Source organism: Pedobacter sp. NJ-S-72, assembly GCF_053890575.1.
In genome coordinates this window covers 1,180,693-1,198,921 of record NZ_CM132681.1, presented here as the reverse complement: position 1 = coordinate 1,198,921, position 18,229 = coordinate 1,180,693, and the positions used below count along the sequence as shown (strand labels likewise).

The window sequence follows — 18,229 nt, the reverse complement described above, 5'->3', positions numbered from 1 at the left end:
CCCGGGGTTATTTATAAAACAATAATCAAAAGTATATGCGTTATTATTTAAAGTTTTTTGTATCAGCATTAATCCTATACACTTTCTATTCCTTTAGTTATAGAAATGTGTCTGAACCTGCAAGTGGTGTTGCATTTTATCATTTTTCCCACATACGTGATACCACTAATATAGGCAGAATTTGGGAAGAAGATTTTCAAATGTCCTTTAACAGCCAACGGAGCTTATATAGTAGTTATACGAAGAAAGTTCAGGACTCTATCCATAAAGCGAAAATTGAGGCTGCAAATAACTCTGATGCTAATGTGATTAATATGGGGGTTTTTATTCCATATACTGCTGACAATATATATACATTAGAAAATGAGAACAGCGTTTACGTAAACAAACGTTTCAGTGAGAACAACTATTTGATCAAGGAAGATTTTGAGAAAATAAACTGGAAAATTGAAAAGGAAACTAAAACATTACTCGGCTATACCTGCCAAAAAGCGATTGGTGTTTGCAAAGGGCGTACCTACACAGCTTGGTTTACAATAGATGTGCCTGCAAGTTTTGGCCCGTGGAAGTTACATGGTTTACCAGGCTTAATTTTAGAAGCTTACGATGCCAGTCAAAGAATAAAATTTACCTGCACTAAAATAGCATTGGGTACTATGCTGCCAAACAACCAATCATTAGAATTACCTAAAGATGCAATTGAAACATCTAACACTGAATACAACCGCATGGAAAAAGCCTATAAAGAAGGTTTGAGTATGGATGGATATAGTGCTGGTGATATAACAATAGATAAAATTACTGTAAACGATGGAAAGCCTTCATCTACCATTAAAAGACCATCTTTTTAAATATCCTTTGGAGTTAAAAAACTAAATCTATTCTGGTGTGTACATAAAAGGGCTGCTTTTTTCTTTCATACTATTACTATCATCCTTAATACTATCTGCACAAAGTATAGTAACCGTAAATGGTTTGGTAAAAGATAGTATTGGTAATCCAGTTATCTCGGCATCGGTAACTATTATAAACGAAAGCGGATCGGGTATTGATTTTGCAAAAACCAATCAACAGGGACTTTTTAGTTTCAAATTTACTGATACAACAGAAAAACTATCCATTAAGGTAACCTGCCTTGGGTACCAGCAAAACATTGTTCGGGTTACACAAACCGCTAATGAGAATTATGCAATTACTTTAAAAAAAGCTATAAACCAGTTAAAGGAAGTAACTATTAAATCAACTACTAAAATATCGTTATCAAGCGATACTTTAAAATATAATGTTAACGCATTTAGAGATCAAAATGATAGGGTAATTGCTGATTTGATTAACAAATTGCCGGGTATCCAGATAGATGAAAAAGGTGTCATTAGTTACAATGGCATGCGTATTACGAATGTTTATATTGATGGTGATAACCTTTTGGACGGGAAATACGGAATTGCGACGAAAAATGTACCTGTTGGCGCTGTTGAGCAGGTGCAAGTAATTGAACGCGATCAGCCCATTAAAGCATTAAACGGGTATATAGTAACCAACAACGTTTCATTAAATCTAAAACTTACCGATAGTGCACGCACTATAACCATTAATACCGGGCACACTGGTCTTGGAAATAAGGCTTACAGTACTGAACTTAATAATCTTATTTTTAAAAATAAGATTAAGAGTATTAATAACCTCAAGGCAAATAATGTTGGACAAGATTTGCTAAATGAAAATTCAAACGTGGGCGTGTCTTTTAACAACAATGATGTTAATTTAAAAACTGGCCAACCCTATTTAACTATGGAAGCTGGCGCACAGCCAACCGTAAGCGATAAGTATTATCTAATGAATAATGATAATGCTGGAAGTATTAATGTCTTATTTAAATTAAAATCTGATTGGGGTGTACGCCTCAATCTTTCCTCATTACAATTAAAGCGCAAATATAATTACAGCAACCTTGCTAATTATTTTTTACCTAATGCTGAGACCATCGTTTATAAGGAGTTGCAGGATAATATTTACAAACTAAACCAATGGCAGTTTCAGGGGCAAATTGAGAAAAATAGCAGCTCAATTTATTTAAAATCTATCACCAAACTAGAAATTCCAAAATGGAACAGAGTGGGCAACACTTCGCAAAATGGATTGGGTTTTGCGCAAAACCAGCCATCCAGTTATTTATCATTAAGTAATGAAACTAATGTTGCAAAAGCACTTGGAAAAGATAATATTCTTCAATATAATTCTGTTATTCAATATTATAAAATGGATGAAAATTTAAAAATTCTTCCTGGCCTACAAGAAGATATCGTAAATGATAGTATAGGTTACATAATGCTTGACCAACAGGTACGCACTACTAAAAACATTTTTATAAATCAATCGGCATCGTACAAACTAAAGTTTAACCAGTTTATTTTTTCTACCTCATTGGGTGCTTCTTTTGAGCACAATAAGTTAAGTAGTAATTTATACAAAACAGATAGCACCAATAATATAAGTGCTGTAGGAAACCGCTTTAAAAACGATGTAAACTTTAATCATTTAAGTTTATTCGGGAAAGCATCTCTCATTTATCTAATACAGAAAGGATCGCTTAGTGTAGAAACAAGTCCTTCGTATGATTTCATTAATTATACTTCGCCAGAAAAAAGCAACACAACGAAGAACAAATACTTTCTGGTAAATCCAATTATTGATATTCGCAAAAATATTAACAAATATGGTGAGCTAAATTTTAGGTTTGCACAGCAAACGGAATTTGGTCAGGTTAATGAGATTTATCCGGGCACTATTTTAGTAAACTACAGACAGTTTAACTTTAATGAAACTCCCCTACCAAAAACCGATATTACATCATTCTCTGCCAGGTATTCTTATAGGAAGCCAATAAAAATGCTTTTTTACAATCTAAACTTCACCTACAATAGAACAAAGCAAAACTTTATAAATTCTTATACTATTGATAGTGGTCTAACAAAATCCATAGCAATAGATTTTAAAAATAAAACTGATAAATACACTATAAACGGCAACATTTCAAAGTATTTATTCTTTGCTGAAACCAACCTTTCTGGCAGTGGCAATTTCGGCTTACAAGAAGGATACAGCTTTTATAATAATGAAATTACTCCTTTTAACGCTTATGATTTTAATCTGGCAATAACTGCAAGGAAAAAGATATTTAGCAAGGCAACACTTTCTATTACCGGAGAGATGGGTAAACTTATAAATAAACAAAATACACTTCAAAACAAGGAGATTAAAAATGAAACAAAAATAGAAAAGCTAAAAGCCGAATGGCAGCATAATTTAAATAGCCAACTATCTTATACCTTATCGTACAATTTCACTTCTTATCAGCAATCATTACAACAAGCTGTACGCAATAACTTTTTGGATGTAAATGTTAAATATGCACCCACAAAATGGAAGAACTATTTTGAATTTCAATGCATTAACTTAGTGAACAAGAATTTATACCAACAAATTAATTCCAGCTCAAACCAATTGTCTGTATTTCAAATCCCTTTAAGAGAAAGAACATTCCTATTAAAATACTTTTTTACTTTTTAAAGTAAATTGTCTAAGTATAATGGAGACATCAAATATTATTTGTCATTCGAAGAGTCACTTATATAATGGTTGGTAACATGTGTTGGTACGTGCTTTGTTATAAAGTCACTACCATTACCATCTGTGAAACATACCTCCTACTCAATTCCTACCGCCCTCAAACCACCCTGGATTTTATCAATCCCACTAGTTTTTTCGTTTAATTTCTCTAACTTTTTCATGTTGTTTTTTAATTAATGATTTTTAGTATATTTTAGAAAAGAGGATGGTGTGCATCCACCTCGTTCTTCGGATAAAGTTTGGGATAATAAATAAATCACATAAGTGTGACTTTATATTCGTAGCTTTGCATGCAACATTTGAAAATCTTGAGCCGATATCCGTAATCTTATGCTTTTACGAAAACGACTTTAAAATATGAATCCAATTACAAGAAGTGTGGACCGAAATTGCCAAATACCCAGCAATTTTAGCCCAAAGAAAGACAATGCTCCATCCTGGCTTTTATTAATTGGCCTGAGCAAAATCTGCAGGAACGAAGCGGGTATATTCTTCAATCAGTATGTCTACAATCAGTTAAGATGAAGCTTTATATTTTAGAAGACGAAAGGTGCACATTGCGGTATTTATTTCAGATACTACGTAAAATCCCCTATGTACAAGTGGTTGGGCATACGGACAGTATAGCTAAAGCATCAAAAGAAATCATTCTCTTAGCACCTGACATTATTTTGGCTGATATCAGATTAAAGGATGGGGACAGCATAGAATTATTTAACGAAATTGGAATTGATTGACCGTTTTCAGGTTATTTTTATCTCTGCTTGTGTTCAATATGCCATACAGGCATTTAATTTGGGTGCATTTGGGTATCTGCTTAAGCCTATTGACCCTATTGCTTTAGTATCCAGGTTAGACAAATGCTACCAACAGCTGCTGACCTCCGATAAACAGCAGATCGAAATTTTCCAAAACCATCATTTATCGCAAGTTGCTAGCAATGCCAAACGCTTAAGGCTAAAAAACCTCGAGTATATAGAGATCATTAATATAGAAGATATTATGTACTGTAACGGGGATAAAGGTTATACCACTTTTTTTCTTAAAGATAAAAGGGAAATATTAGTTTCAAAGGGATTAAAAGAATATGAAAAGATCCTGCACCCGTTTGGCTTTTTACGTTGCCACCAATCTCATATGATCAATTTTCAATTTGTACGAAAATATTTTAGGGAAGGATATCTGCAGATGCACGACAAGCAAAATATTTCGGTTTCTATCCGCAAAACGGCAAGAAATAATTAACTATTTGGAACTCTTATTGTAAAATCACTCCCAGATAATCAGGAATAGGCCCAATCAATAATCTGTTTTAGACTCTTCTTTATTGCTTCCGCGTCTTCTTGTTTTTGCAGGTCGATTCCGCAAATAGTACTACCGTTCATTTGATTAATCAGTGTCATATAGTAGATGGAACTTATTAAAATGGATGTAATTGCCCTGAAGTTTTTGTCTTTACCCTCAAAGTGGTCACCGACAACATTATTGAAAAACGATTCTGCTAATATTTCCCGGTCATTGTTCAATTCCCTTAATGGTTTTATATTTTCACATAGTGCCCATGTTATAATTCTACGCATTTCTTCATTGACCATCAATGAATCAAATTGTTTTTCCAGCACAGCATACGAAGTTGCTTTCCCATGGTCTTCTTTATCTTCTCCTACTAATTGTGAATTAGACTTCCAAAAATCTCTACTGTTCAAATACTCTTTTACCAATCCTTCCAATCCTCCAAAATAGTCATAGATCAATTTCCTATCCACATTTGCTTTTGAAGCAATCTGACGTATATTCAGGCCGGTAAACCCTTCATTCTTTAAGATATCCGCCACCGAATCTAGTACTTTTTTCCTGGTTCTTTCTCTGTTTCTAACAGGACCATCGATAACTTTTCTAGTCATTAGGGATGTTTTTATTACTGTGCATATTTAAGTTGAGTCTCATCGTTTGCGAAATAGAAGCCAAAGGACAAAATTAAGCAATTGTTAAAACGTAAACAACTATTTGTCTTGTCGTATGTTTGAATCATCTAATAAATGATTTTGTTAGATTTGAAGAAAGCGTGGTTAAAAACGCCAATCAAACTTAGAAACACGGCCGTAGAAGATTTCCAGCAGAATGAAAATACCAGAGTACTTTTAATCAGTTTAAAGGCCGGAGGCACGGGATTGAATTTAACTGCAGCTGATTATGTATATCTGATTGATCCGTGGTGGAATCCAGCTGCTGAGGCACACAAGCAATTGATCGTTGCCATAGAATTGGTGAGGATAAACCCATAATCGCTTACAGGATGATTTGTAAAGATGCGCCAATTGGGCTGAATACGAATGGAATTCTGACACTCTAAATGATCCTTTTTATAAAATTAATGGATTAATGTAAGCCTTTTATCTTTCTCAAATTTAACCATATACCTATCCGTTATTTACCTCAAAGCCTCCATAACTTAGCATTTCGGCATTATGCGAGACAAAGAGATTGAGTTCTAATCTTTCAATCAGGTCTTTAGCCTGTCTAATGTTTCTATGCATATCATTAATACCCCTGATCTCAATTCCTTTAGCCATAAGTTTAAATTTGTTCGGCTCAAATTTGTCAATGAATTTCTGCAGGTCTGCACTAATTTTTACTTCCGTTCTTTCCATAATAAATCTATTCTTGCTATAGATGCAAAACAAGGTATATCATTTTAACTTATTGGTCAGTTCATGTTATCTTTTAGTCTGAGCTAACACATTACAATAATTTCAGGCCTGCCCGCACACTTATAACTAAATGCTTTTGCAGGCACTAAAAACCTGACCTGTAACCCTATTACCTACAACCCTTATTTAGAAAGCCATATAGAAATTGATGCAACATTTCTATCCCAAATACGTCCCTTATATAAGTAGCACCTTCATTTGAAGATTACAAGAAAGGGAATGACCCTGTATTAAACTGGATTCTAAAAAGAGCTTGATTAACCCTATATTGATGAACTGCCTTAAAACACTCCCCCCCACTCCTTAATAATCACAATCTGTTAACCCAATCCTAACATTAATCTATTATTATTGTATAATCTAATTCCTCTTGAGTCTAATCATTGACCACTAACATTATTGTTATGAAAAACACAATCATTTTAAGTCTTTTATCGGTTTCAATTTCTACCGCAAGCTATGCAACAACGTTAAACACTCCCTCAGTTGGCAAACTGACCCCTATTTCATTCGTTACAGAGAAAAAAAAAACAGTGCTGATTTTAAAGTACGCATTACTTTAGTTGACATTTATGGAAACCCGCTTTCAGGAAGTAATGGATTACGTGATTTCTGGGCGCGTAATGAAGCAACTGGCCAATACTTTTATGCCGGAGGCCGGGAAGCCGAAGATACATTCGAAGAACTTCCTGCCGGTACTTATACTTTTGGTGCCTATCCTGGAGCCTGGGATGGTGCCGTTTCGAAAAAAGTAACTTTAGACAGCTCACAGATAGGACCAGATGGTTATATCGTAGTCCAGCTAACCTATTGGGTCGAATAATTCCAATAGCTTTAAAGAGCTTTAACACATTCCGTTAAAGCTCTTTAAAGCTATTGATCTACTTGCAAATTAATAAAAAGGTATTGTTATTTATTGATTACTCGTTCAACAGGCCCAACTTTTCCTCCAGATCACCTAAGGAGATTTTACCACAGGCAAAATCAATCTCTAACAATGCACCCTGCTCTTTTTTTGTCAAAGGCCTTTCCTGTATGATCTCGATTAACTCATTTTCGCCGGCAAGTGGTGCCAGAATATTTTTCTTTTTGCGTAATGATTCGAAATACCGGATTCCAAACCTGCGCTGCGATACCGCGTCAAAATGAAGTCCATCCTCGTTGGCCGTTAATCCATTTGCCGTTACAAAATAGCAGTTCGGCTTTGTTTCAGCGAACTTCTGAAGGGCATAATTAACCTCGTTATATTCAGTAAAATATTTACCGTATCTGCCACCACTTAAAAAATCGCCAAGGCCGCCTGTGATAAAAGGAATATCTGGTGCGTCAAGCTCACGGCGAAATGCATCAACGATAATACTTAACTTATCATAATAAAGAGCGGAAAGCCCGCCAAAACTATCATTTTCCCCCTGATGCCATAAGATCCCACTCAACTTACTGGTTCTTTGGGCAAGCTTTGCCTGGAACACGGCGTTTTCAAAGAGTGCGCCCCCAACAGCCCAATCATCCAGACTGGTACCCCATCAGCGCACGGTATCAAACCGATTTCTTCCTGATCATTTTTTAATCTCCATGCCCCCGCGAATGATGCGGCAAGTCCTATGCCGGATGTAGGCCTGTCAAAATTAATTGGTTCTGCCATCGTTTGCCAACGGCCATTCACCAGCATTTTGATCTTTTCATCATAGATCTGTTTAACATCATTCAAATATCCCCGCCCCGCCATATTTGACTGGCCTGCCATCAAAAAGGAATTTATCATATTTTTTATATTTATACTGATCTGAAGCAGACCATCTGTTATACTGCACCCCTATTGGCGAATAGCATATTAAAATTGTTCTTTATTTAGATCTCTAATCCACATCATCTAAAAATCATGCAAAACTAAATGATTATTCATTTAATTAGAAATTATTTTTTTGATTTATAATATTCTTCATCGGTCACAGGTTCCATCCAGTTCACCATATCTTTTTCTGTATTAATGTTAATAGCAACATGTAACATAGGTGCCCTTTTTGTGACTATTAATGATGATGGGATATTGAAGTCACTGAGTAAGAAAAATATCTTGAATTTATTTGGGTAAAATGATGTGTGATGAAATCTAGTAGATATAAAGTCTGCATTTATTGAATAAGTATTTACCGGTTATTAAGCCCGTTTGACCGGGTTGTTGATATATTTAACCGCATTAAGATTGTATGGATGACCTCTGCGCATAGTTTTGCTTCATCAGAGATCAGCTATGATCATCGGGACATTCCTGCTCCTTCGGACGTTGTCTGAAATACTTACAACGTTGCACTGAATGATTCTGCAGTTGAAAATGTACCTTTATTCATACATTTAAATATATTTCTTTTACTCATTAAACTCACCCCATTATGAAAGTTTTATTTAATATTATATTATTCTCTTTTTTTTTTTGTCCTGTGTTTTCTCAATCTTCGGCTAGGGAACATGTACTTTTAAGATTAGAGAAGGAATGGACAGTTCTTTTAGATAAGAATGATACGACAGCTTTGAAAAAGCTATGGACAGAAGATTATGTGGTAAATAATGCGTCTGGGAAAATAGTAAGTGCAAGAAATGTACTTGATTTAATGAAAGCTGGACATAAATTCCCAAAAGTAGATCGTCAGGTTGAAAAAATAACTTTCAATGAAGATCTGGCAGTAGTCATGGGCAGCGAAATTGAACATGGTAAAAATGGAGAGAAAAAGAACAGACGATTTACCAATGTTTGGAGAGAATCTAAAGGTGGTTGGAAATTGGTGGCAAGACAAGCTAACGGGAATTAACAATAAATTATAGTATGAAAAACAAAGCTGGCTACTGGATAGATCGCCTGGATCTTCAACCACATCCTGAGGGTGGTTATTATAAAGAAATGTTCAGATCTCATGTCGAAGTTTATCGTGATAACGGAATTGAATTAAGACGCGCTTGCACATCAATTTATTACTTGCTTGAAGGTAATGATTTCTCTGGCTTTCATCGCTTAAAGTCTGATGAGCTTTGGTACTTCCATAGTGGTCAGCCAATAAACATTCACGTTTTAGATACAGATGGGGGTTACAGGTGTATAGAACTTAGTGATTCAGAAACTGGTAATCTACAAGCTATCATCGAACCGAATTGTTGGTTTGCTGCGGAGATTTCATCAAAACAGGACTTTGCGCTGGTCAGCTGCGCAGTCGCACCTGGTTTCGATTTTTCAGAGTTCGAGATGGCAACTAAAAGTTCGTTAAGCAGCATTTACCCATCTCAGAAAAGTCTAATCGAGAAATTTTGCCGATTTTAAAACATAAGATTGTGGCTTAAAATTTCAAAAGACACGTTTTTCAATTCAATATTCATGATAAATGATTTAAAATAATTTGGCTAACAGCTAAATATTTTAGTATTTTTAGCATATGAAACCAGGATATATCATTATTGCCATTTTTCTTAGCACAGGCTCTCTTCTTGCTTCAATCCAAATGGATTTTCCATATCCATTTTTTATTATTGTTGTAGCAATTGAAATTTTGATATATAGAATCTATAAACGCACAGCAAGGAAAAAACGTGAAAGGAATCAACAGGAAATGTTTCAAATGCACATGAGAAATAGAAACGTTCGTTAAACCTCTTTTATCAAAATGAACAATCTTAATTTTTCTTCCCTGAAAGGCCATATCTGTATTGCTATCACCTGTTTGATGCTTTCGTCAACAGCTATTTTTGCACAGGCGCAGACAAAAAAGAATATAGGGCAGCGCACCTTAAGTTTTAAGGATGAAAAACGCAACCGGCCATTAATAACAGAACTGTGGTACCCAACCACGGATACCCTTAACGCCTCAGATAGAAAATTTTCACCTTTTTTGAGATCTCAAACGGTAAGGAACGGGAGTCTTCCAACCCAAAGGCTTCCCTTGATTATGCTATCTCACGGTACCGGAGGCAATAGAAAAACGCTTGAATGGCTAGCCCAGGACCTCGTTGAACAAGGTTACATCGTAGCAGCAGTTGACCATTGGGGAAATACAAACGATAACAAGATTGCTATTGAGTTTCTTAAACCCTGGGAAAGACCTCAGGATATCTCCTTTGTCCTTAACAAACTGTTAACAGATAAGCAAATCAGCCCTTCAATAGACACACTCAGCATTGGTGCTGCAGGATTTTCTTTCGGGGGATATACAATACTTGCCTTAGCTGGTGGCGAACTTGATTATCCTCATATGCTAAATTATTACAGGACAACCGGAGCAAAAGAAATGGAATCTCCGGAATTTCCAGGACTGGGCAAGCTACTTTATGACAGTACACTTGTTGCAGGCACCAGGAATGTACCAAACCTCAAGGACTCCCGAATAAGTGCATTTATTGCGATCTGCCCCAGCAATGGCCCCGGCTTCATTAGAAAAAGCCAGTTTAAAAAAGTTTCAAAACCAGTATTCATTATTGGTGTGCAAAGCGACAGTTTAGCAATAGTTGAGAAGAATGCAAAAGTATATCATCGTCTGATCGATCGATAAATCAGAATATTATGAATTTAACGGGAAAACTGGACATTACGTGATGCTTCCTGAGGGGATAGATGAATTGAAAGAAGAGTCTCCAGCTTCTTTCAAAGATGACGTTTCAGTTGATCGTCACAAAGTACACCTTAAAGTAATTGAAATCGCCAGTCGTTTTTTCGAAAAGACCTTAGGCACAGCTTCAAAGACCAAAATTCCATCTCCTAACTGATAAAAATCTAATACATATAAAGAAAACCTATAAATCCGCGAAGTGGAACTTATAGGGTTTCTTTAGTCTTAAGGATGTTGTTTTCTTCTTCGGTAGAACCAAATTATATTTAAAAAGATACTTGAATTAAAGGTTCTGTTATTATTGACGAGCTTATCGCTTTTGGTGGGCAAAAGGATTGGCAGCAACCATTATTAGACTACGCAATTGCCTACTCAAGCCAGTCTGTTAAGTTACAGAGAAAAAGCCGATCACCTTATTCCTTTTTCAAAACGTAAACCTTACTTTTTCCATCACCAAAACTAAGATCTAAATACGGAGAAGACCACGTATAGCTTTTATTTTCATTCACAACTGTTCCAAAATCTTTCGTTTTTTCTAATACAGCGCTCTCAGTATGATCAGCTGCACTTAGATAATCCAGCATCAAAGTGCCACCACTTTCTTTTCCAGAAAGCTTATACGTCTGATCTATCTGATAACCTTCTGCATGATATACAATAGAATCCTTTGTGACTACCAATGATACTTTTTGCTGATCTCTCCAATCTTCCTTATCCCCATTTATTGTTAAACTATAGCTGCCATACCACTTTTCAGAAATTTCACCGGCTATAGCAACTTTAGCCGGCTTAACGACAGATTGACTAACCTGCTTATTGATAAAAAACCTTCCCGCCAGCTTTGCTCCTTTGTATTGTCTGTGTTGGAATTAATACTTACAGAATCTAACAAACTCCATTTTTGACTCTTAGTATCATAAGTATACAGCTCTTCAACAAAAAAATGTCCTTTTGATAGTAAATAGGATCTCCTGTCTTATTATAATTCAGATATTTTTTGTCAATTGCATAAACATAAATAGTAAAATCTTCTTTGAGCTGAGCAGCATTAAGATTATTCACTTTCTTTGTTTCGCTGAGGTTATTATCGTCATTAATATTCAGCGGTTTTTTTGGGATCAGGTAAATGACCAGGTTCCCAAAAGTGTTTGCTCCATTCGGGTTATAAAGACAACCTTCATCAGCAGTTAAAAAGTAATTTTCATCACCAGAATAATTATCACATTTTAAAATCTTGTCAAAGTTTGGTGCAGTTACCCGAGCACCGGCAGTAACTCTCCCTGTAGTACTGTCACTTTTTTGACTTGTTTGACAAGAACAAAAAGATAGAGAGCTAAATATGATTATCGTGATTAGTTTCATTTATTTTTACATCTTTTTTTTTCCACTTTTGGTCTGCGCTATATTATTTCATGAAATTAATAGTAATAATAAAAAAAAATCTTTTCATAGTTTATCCAAAACAATACTTACTGCGGATCGGCATGAGTAGTTGCCTGTAATGCCTCGTCTTCTGCAGTAGCTACCGCTCTCTTTATTTCTGGATCTCCATAATAATCCTTCTTTTTAATCTCATCAATATACTTAGGAAATTGGATCTTGAAATTTGTTAAAAGAGAATTGATTGCCCATTTGGTTGGATTTTTCGCATAATATTTCTCATGAAGTCTTTGTCCTAATGTACCAGCATATGCGACCATCTTACATCTATCCTCAAAACTTACATTGGTAAGTTCATCAATACCCAGTATGTAGTTTTCCAATCCAGTATATATTTTATTCTCAGTTTGTGTTGTATACTCATTAATGTATTGCAGCAGACCTTTACGGATTTTCAGCTTACCGGGTTTATCATAGTCTGAAAATATAACATCTCCAACCTTCTGATCATTGGCTGTCCCCGTATTGTACTCATTCAAAACAAATGAATTTATTGCAGGATCTTTATCATAACCAAAAACATAAACCAATGATTTTACAAAATTGGCATCATTTTTCAGGAGAAAGTCAAGATCTGTCTTACTTCCATTAAAAAGATAATTATTCCTTGAAATCAGATATTTTGGTAATGTAATTTTATATTCTCCATTAGGTGATATTTTTATTAAATCCCTCAGGAAATTAATGTCAAAAATGAAATTGTGATCATTAAATGCTATTAAATAATATTCATTCCTTTCCGCTTCGCCATAATTATCACCATAATAATTAATGAAATTTTCTGGTGCCATCCAGCTATTAGGAACAACTGGTGTTAATAAACGAATTCCTTTCCAAAGTTTATTATCGGAGTTCTCACAATTGAAAATTTCCTTAATTTTTCTTTCAAACTGAGCCTTCTCCGGCTTACTATAACCAGCATTTGATAACCCTTCAGAAATAACAGCTAAACTTAATTCTATATCTTTTCCATCAAGAAAATGGACTTCATTATTTGGGACATTATTTGTTTCCAGACCTTTTTGCAAACCAATTTGTTTTTTAATTGCTTCAATATCCATATTACCTTTTTTTTTTATAATCGTCTTTGTAGTATCGCTGATATTATTGTCAGTTTTCTGATTGGACTTACATGCCTCTAATGTGAGAAGGCTAATAATTATTAACGGAATTATTTTCATTTTCTATTTTTTTTCTTTTGTATAATGAACTTTAGGCGTATAAAATCTACAGGTGCTTGCTGTATACTTTTTAGTCTGGCTAAGTGTCTATTAATTTGCCCTGCGTTTCTCTTCCTCAGCCCCTCCTGTTTTTCTTTTGGAACTATTACCCTGCCCACCAAATCTATAATTAAAGCTGATAGTGCCCACTCTACTATCTCTTTCCTGGAAGAAATGTTCTCCATACCCCGTTAATTTGGTAATACCTTCTATTTTAGTTGTATAAAACACATCACTTATATTGAATTTAACAGAAGCTTTTTTGTTCCATAACTGTCTTTGGGCACCAAGGCCAACGGACCAGTATTTGCTAATCTCCAGAAACCCATAAGTAGACTTAGACTGATAACTCCCAAGAACTTCCAGGCTGGTATTATTATCAATCATGATCGAATTACTGGAGTTAAAATTGAACGCAAGCCTGCTGGCATTTAAATTGGTATTCACCAGATTTCCCTTGTATTCTCCATAATACATCAGAGCTGTATTGCTGCTATTCAACCATTTGCCAATGGTAACTGGAAAACTGAAACTCAAATTATAATAGTCAAATTTGGCCAGGTTCCTAAAAGTTTGAATTACCGTACCTGGTTCTACGTCCGGTGACAATACATTGAGGATATTATCTGTTGTTCTGCTATATCCCAATTTGGTTGTATATTTCTGCAGAAAGGTATAGGTCAATTCGAATGAAGTTGTGATTTCCGGGTTCAAAAATGGATTTCCCGCTGCATAAGTTAATGGATTCAGAAATATTTTGAAAGGATTCAATTGTCTGTAGGAAGGTCTGTCAATTCTTCTGCTTACAGAAATCCCAAGATCATTCTGCTTGTTGAATTCATATCCTAAATAGCCGCTCGGAAATAACTGAGTATAATTTTTATCAAAACTATCATTATTGGTTACCTGTGTACCTTTCGCAATCGTGTTTTCTAATCTTAAGCCCAGTTGAAGATGTAGTTTCTTCCATTTTCTGGATGCATTTATATAAGCTGCATTAATCTGCTCATCATAAAGAAAACGATTACTTTTTCCCAGATCCGGAATGTTCCCGCCTTTGCTTCTATCAAAAAATGCGACATTATTATCAGATTCTACCCAGCTGGCTTTTATACCTGCCTCAAAATTAGCACCGATACTTTTCACAGGATGAGTATAATCAACTTTAAAAGATTTAATATTTAATTTGCCGTCCAGATCACCAAAAAGTGTATAAGGATCTTTATTCTGCACACCATTCACATCAAAATACTGAGTATGATAATTCTGATTATCATTGTTGATGTAACGTGCATAATCAAAATCTGCTGTCAGCTCTCTTCCCGCGGTATCTAAAATCTGTTTATAATTAAAATTGATACTTCCATTATTACGTACGGGATCAGTCTTACCATTTGTTGCGAAAGATCCCAGAAGCTGATGAGTAGCATTAAAATCATTAGTATGACTAACCGATTTGACACCTCCACTGGTAAATATTCCATTTGCAGCGAAGCCTATAATCGTATTTTTTCCCAGGTTATAATCCGCACCAATACGACCGTTATGACTAATGGCTGTAAATTTAAAAAAGTTATCGAAGTCATTACCACCAGTTACCTGATCAGACGCACTATAGAAATTTCTAAGAATCTTAAGATTGGTCATGTCTTCGCGGAAAGAATAATTGTAAGAAGCGAATATATTCAGGTTTTTAACCTTGTGATTGATATTGATCGACGGATTTAATTTCGGATAAATTCCCTGGCCATAGCTCATCGTAAAATTACCATTGAACCCGTCATTTTTCCTTTTTTCAATTTGATGTCAATGATTCCCGAATTACCTGAAGCATCGTACTTCGAAGAAGGATTGGTGATCAAGTCTATTTTCTCTATTTGATTGGCTGACATACCCTTTAGCATGTTGGCTAGATCCTGCCCTGACATCGGAACTAATTTTCCGTCAATCATCACCAGTACACCCTGACGTCCACGCATTGCTATGTTATCATTCTGGTCAATGGTGATACCAGGTGCTTTCTCCAGCACTTCTAAAGCAGTACTTCCAACTGCTGCTATAGAGCCGGATACATTGATTACTGTTTTATCATATTGCTGCTGGATAAATGGCTTAACCGCTGCAATAGAGACTTCTTTTAAATTATTACTGAGCGGACTGAGCGTGATGCTGCCCAGGTCTGTATTTCTGTTGAGTTCAATTGAGGCCGACTCGTATTTTAAATAGGCCATACTTTGTGTGACGAGAATATAATTCCCTTTGGGTATTTTATCAAAAGTAAAAGCCCCCGATTGTGGTCACGTATTCTATTTTAACTAATTTTTTATCATTTGCATTCAGCAGATGTAGAGTAACCTCATCAAGTTTTTGATTTTGATCACTGATTAATTTTCCTTTTAATTCAAAAAAAGTGGGCTTTTCCTGAGAAAAAACTCTATTGGCGGAGATGCTTAAACAAAATATCAGAACAAATAAGTAGTATTTTTTTTTTCTCATACAGACGATTTCGGTTTTATCGACTGAAAGTAGCATTTTTTCTGATTGTTTGAATATTTTTTAACATAAATATTCCTATTGTTTAATTAATGTTTAATAATATGTTATTGTTAAACATTAATTAAAACCGAAATGTCATAGTATTTTTTATATATTATAATTCTATTAAGAAAAATGTCAATCCGGACACGCACATTATTACCAACTTTTAATTTTTTCTCTTAGATCATCCGCAATATTTATCCATAATGTTTGCTCAGACAAAACCAGTTTACAACCACATTCATCTTTAGCTACTTTTTAATTATATGTTTATACCAATCAAAATAGGTCCATTCTCTTGGCTCAGGTGAATAAAGAAAAAGTCCTTTATCGTCCCAATGTACTTCTTTTGCCATTCTATAAATAAGCGCAAAACGCAAGTGAGCAGGTTTGATATAGAGTCTTGCTTTCTCGTCAATCCCTATTTCTAGTATCTGATCATCTTTCATTATTTTCGATAGCTCATTAGCTAATTTATCACTTTTGCAGTCGCTAAAAACCTGGCCAGTATAAACGCTGTTGGAAATAGTTTTATAATCTGCAGATATAAAAGAAACATATGTCTCCATGTGAATTCCCTCATAACACTCCGGGATAACTAAATGTTCAACTCCTTCCAGTCGTTCTGCGCCACCTATAAGAGTTACTGAGCGATTTTCTTTAGGCAAGTAAGCCATTAACATTACCCTGTCACTCTCTTTCATTCCTTCGCTGACAATGGTTTTATCCCATTTGAAGGTTACCCTGTTAGCTGCAATTTTTACTTCAATATGAGTTGTAACAGGCATTTTCCCTCTGCTTAACAAGACTTTAGAAAAATCAATTTTTTGATCAGGGTATTCCCCTGCTATAGCATTTAACCAATTATAAGAAGTGGCAATATTATATGCACTTTGTTTCTGCACTAACCTGGCTTCAAACTCAAATCCAATATTAATAAACTCTTTGACTGGTTTTAAAAATCCGGTAATAATTTTAGTTTTCTGCCTTGCTGAAAGTTGAGGAATAGTAGCTTCTTTGGAACTCTTTCCTATTGTACGCTTTACAATTTGTCCATTTAACACATAAGTAACTGTATTACCTACTCTGCCTATAAACCCTCTATTCGATTCAACCTTTAATATTGCCATGATTATAATTATTACATAAATGCCCTTTTGTTTCTAACAAGATAAGTATTTTATTCTAAAATAAATATTATCACAAATAAGTTAAGATAAAAAGAGAAAAGGGTTAAGATGTGTAAGGGGGCCTTGTGTTGTAAGGGGGTTGGAAGGGCGATTACCCCTTCCAACCCCCTTACAACACAAGGCCCTTACTTATGACAAATACTAAAAGAACTTATCGTCTATAATACTTTCTACTGCAAAGTGACCAGCAAACAATTTTGAAAATAATTTGTTAATATAAAGACAATCAATTATTTACATTATGAAAGCAAGAGTTGATGAAAAAAGCCAATTGAACCACTCTCCTAATTCCACCTTCACGCGGCGTGGCTGTTACTTTCATCCTGACGAAGATTTCAGAGAAGACTGGGATTGGGGCAAAACCAAACAAGTTAAGGAACAACCTGTGCATGAACCTCAGGTCAAAAAAATAATAATCCTACCATGATGACTACAACGACACAGAGAACTACGCAGGTTACACAAGAATTCATCAAAAAATATGAACTCGCATGGAGCAAAGGATTGAAAGACTTAATTGAACTCTATGCACCAGAGTGCATTTTAGTCGGTTATCAAACTGTTCAGGGCAGACACCAAATTTCCGAATTGCTGCAAGGCATCATGGAACAGGGCTGGACAAGCATTAGTATTAAACCAATCTTAAATAAACCTCTTAACAGCAGTTGTATTCTGCTAGCCTGTGAATATACCGCCATAGCATCACCTGAGCTCAACGCGCAACAAATGACAGCAAAATCATCCTATGTACTGATCCGGGAAAATGGAGAATGGCTAATTGCCATGCATACTGCACCATAATTTACTCAGCACCGGTTACAGTATTTATAAAGGTTGTCCAGAATACTTAAAGTCTCCTTTCCAATCAAACTCACCAATTGTCCCGCCCTTTAAGGTACTGAAAATGT

General features: G+C 35.2%; 20 protein-coding genes and 2 pseudogenes. 13 read left to right on the top strand and 9 right to left on the bottom strand.

Annotation, left to right across the window (positions count from 1 at the left end; all coding sequences use genetic code 11):
* Window positions 1–35 precede the first annotated feature (35 nt).
* The 5 genes and pseudogenes from ACWYN3_RS07915 (at window position 36) to ACWYN3_RS07895 (ending at window position 4,875) form a co-directional block, all read left to right on the top strand.
* Entirely contained in the window at window positions 36–851 is an 816-nt protein-coding gene (locus ACWYN3_RS07915; protein WP_456220653.1) for a GLPGLI family protein, read from the top strand.
* A gap of 37 nt (window positions 852–888) precedes the next feature.
* Window positions 889–1,188 (top strand): annotated as a pseudogene (locus tag ACWYN3_RS07910) (carboxypeptidase-like regulatory domain-containing protein); the annotation flags it as partial.
* A 138-nt stretch (window positions 1,189–1,326) separates the two neighbouring features.
* Window positions 1,327–3,570, top strand: a complete 2,244-nt coding sequence (locus tag ACWYN3_RS07905) for a hypothetical protein (protein ID WP_456223356.1) — start codon at window positions 1,327–1,329, stop codon at window positions 3,568–3,570.
* Between the two features lie 617 nt (window positions 3,571–4,187).
* The gene (locus ACWYN3_RS07900) at window positions 4,188–4,367 is read left to right on the top strand and encodes a hypothetical protein (protein ID WP_456220652.1); all 180 of its coding nucleotides are present in this window, start codon (window positions 4,188–4,190) and stop codon (window positions 4,365–4,367) included.
* Window positions 4,360–4,875 carry a LytR/AlgR family response regulator transcription factor gene (locus tag ACWYN3_RS07895; protein ID WP_456220651.1) on the top strand — a complete coding sequence of 172 codons (516 nt, stop codon included), beginning with the start codon at window positions 4,360–4,362 and terminating at the stop codon, window positions 4,873–4,875. The genes ACWYN3_RS07900 and ACWYN3_RS07895 overlap by 8 nt, the downstream gene beginning before the upstream one ends.
* 38 nt (window positions 4,876–4,913) lie before the next feature.
* On the opposite strand, the gene ACWYN3_RS07890 is transcribed toward ACWYN3_RS07895, so the two are convergent.
* Window positions 4,914–5,534 (bottom strand): TetR/AcrR family transcriptional regulator, encoded by a 621-nt coding sequence (locus ACWYN3_RS07890; RefSeq protein WP_456220650.1) that lies wholly within the window; start codon window positions 5,532–5,534, stop codon window positions 4,914–4,916.
* 135 nt (window positions 5,535–5,669) lie between these two features.
* On the opposite strand from ACWYN3_RS07890, the gene ACWYN3_RS07885 reads away from it, so the two are divergent.
* Window positions 5,670–5,915, top strand: coding sequence for a C-terminal helicase domain-containing protein (locus ACWYN3_RS07885; protein ID WP_456220649.1), 246 nt, complete (start codon window positions 5,670–5,672; stop codon window positions 5,913–5,915).
* 135 nt (window positions 5,916–6,050) lie between these two features.
* On the opposite strand, the gene ACWYN3_RS07880 is transcribed toward ACWYN3_RS07885, so the two are convergent.
* Complete coding sequence (locus tag ACWYN3_RS07880) at window positions 6,051–6,281, bottom strand: hypothetical protein (protein ID WP_456220648.1); 231 nt, start codon at window positions 6,279–6,281, stop codon at window positions 6,051–6,053.
* A 464-nt stretch (window positions 6,282–6,745) separates the two neighbouring features.
* Between ACWYN3_RS07880 and ACWYN3_RS07875 the strand changes: the two genes are divergently transcribed.
* Window positions 6,746–6,904 (top strand): hypothetical protein, encoded by a 159-nt coding sequence (locus tag ACWYN3_RS07875; protein WP_456220647.1) that lies wholly within the window; start codon window positions 6,746–6,748, stop codon window positions 6,902–6,904.
* A 357-nt stretch (window positions 6,905–7,261) separates the two neighbouring features.
* Here the strand turns inward: ACWYN3_RS07875 and ACWYN3_RS07870 are convergent.
* Window positions 7,262–8,070, bottom strand: a pseudogene (locus tag ACWYN3_RS07870) (sialate O-acetylesterase).
* A gap of 664 nt (window positions 8,071–8,734) precedes the next feature.
* On the opposite strand from ACWYN3_RS07870, the gene ACWYN3_RS07865 reads away from it, so the two are divergent.
* From ACWYN3_RS07865 to ACWYN3_RS07850, 4 genes are all read left to right on the top strand, one after another.
* Window positions 8,735–9,151: a nuclear transport factor 2 family protein gene (locus ACWYN3_RS07865; protein WP_456220646.1), complete on the top strand. Its 417-nt coding sequence runs from the start codon at window positions 8,735–8,737 to the stop codon at window positions 9,149–9,151.
* Window positions 9,152–9,165: 14 nt separating this feature from the next.
* Window positions 9,166–9,654, top strand: a complete 489-nt coding sequence (locus tag ACWYN3_RS07860; protein ID WP_456220645.1) for a cupin domain-containing protein — start codon at window positions 9,166–9,168, stop codon at window positions 9,652–9,654.
* A gap of 340 nt (window positions 9,655–9,994) precedes the next feature.
* Window positions 9,995–10,876, top strand: coding sequence for an alpha/beta hydrolase family protein (locus ACWYN3_RS07855; protein WP_456220644.1), 882 nt, complete (start codon window positions 9,995–9,997; stop codon window positions 10,874–10,876).
* Window positions 10,877–10,919: 43 nt separating this feature from the next.
* Entirely contained in the window at window positions 10,920–11,090 is a 171-nt protein-coding gene (locus tag ACWYN3_RS07850; protein ID WP_456220643.1) for a hypothetical protein, read from the top strand.
* A 256-nt stretch (window positions 11,091–11,346) separates the two neighbouring features.
* Here the strand turns inward: ACWYN3_RS07850 and ACWYN3_RS07845 are convergent, their stop codons facing one another.
* The 6 genes from ACWYN3_RS07845 to ACWYN3_RS07820 all read right to left on the bottom strand — a co-directional run bounded on the left by ACWYN3_RS07845 (window position 11,347) and on the right by ACWYN3_RS07820 (window position 17,261).
* Complete coding sequence (locus ACWYN3_RS07845; protein ID WP_456220642.1) at window positions 11,347–11,613, bottom strand: hypothetical protein; 267 nt, start codon at window positions 11,611–11,613, stop codon at window positions 11,347–11,349.
* 205 nt (window positions 11,614–11,818) lie between these two features.
* On the bottom strand, window positions 11,819–12,295 hold the full coding sequence (locus ACWYN3_RS07840; protein WP_456220641.1) for a hypothetical protein: 477 nt from the start codon (window positions 12,293–12,295) through the stop codon (window positions 11,819–11,821).
* A 107-nt stretch (window positions 12,296–12,402) separates the two neighbouring features.
* A complete protein-coding gene (locus ACWYN3_RS07835) occupies window positions 12,403–13,554 on the bottom strand; it encodes a hypothetical protein (protein WP_456220640.1) in 1,152 nt (383 codons plus the stop codon).
* A gap of 90 nt (window positions 13,555–13,644) precedes the next feature.
* The gene (locus ACWYN3_RS07830) at window positions 13,645–15,351 is read right to left on the bottom strand and encodes an outer membrane beta-barrel family protein (protein WP_456220639.1); all 1,707 of its coding nucleotides are present in this window, start codon (window positions 15,349–15,351) and stop codon (window positions 13,645–13,647) included.
* Window positions 15,348–15,824, bottom strand: coding sequence for a hypothetical protein (locus tag ACWYN3_RS07825; RefSeq protein ID WP_456220638.1), 477 nt, complete (start codon window positions 15,822–15,824; stop codon window positions 15,348–15,350). The genes ACWYN3_RS07830 and ACWYN3_RS07825 overlap by 4 nt, the downstream gene beginning before the upstream one ends.
* A 558-nt stretch (window positions 15,825–16,382) precedes the next feature.
* Window positions 16,383–17,261 (bottom strand): DUF6266 family protein, encoded by an 879-nt coding sequence (locus ACWYN3_RS07820; RefSeq protein ID WP_456220637.1) that lies wholly within the window; start codon window positions 17,259–17,261, stop codon window positions 16,383–16,385.
* Between the two features lie 301 nt (window positions 17,262–17,562).
* On the opposite strand from ACWYN3_RS07820, the gene ACWYN3_RS07815 reads away from it, so the two are divergent.
* Both ACWYN3_RS07815 and ACWYN3_RS07810 read left to right on the top strand, forming a co-directional pair.
* Window positions 17,563–17,748 carry a hypothetical protein gene (locus ACWYN3_RS07815; protein ID WP_456220636.1) on the top strand — a complete coding sequence of 62 codons (186 nt, stop codon included), beginning with the start codon at window positions 17,563–17,565 and terminating at the stop codon, window positions 17,746–17,748.
* Entirely contained in the window at window positions 17,745–18,122 is a 378-nt protein-coding gene (locus ACWYN3_RS07810) for a hypothetical protein (RefSeq protein ID WP_456220635.1), read from the top strand. Before ACWYN3_RS07815 ends, ACWYN3_RS07810 begins: the two co-directional genes overlap by 4 nt.
* Window positions 18,123–18,229 lie beyond the last annotated feature (107 nt).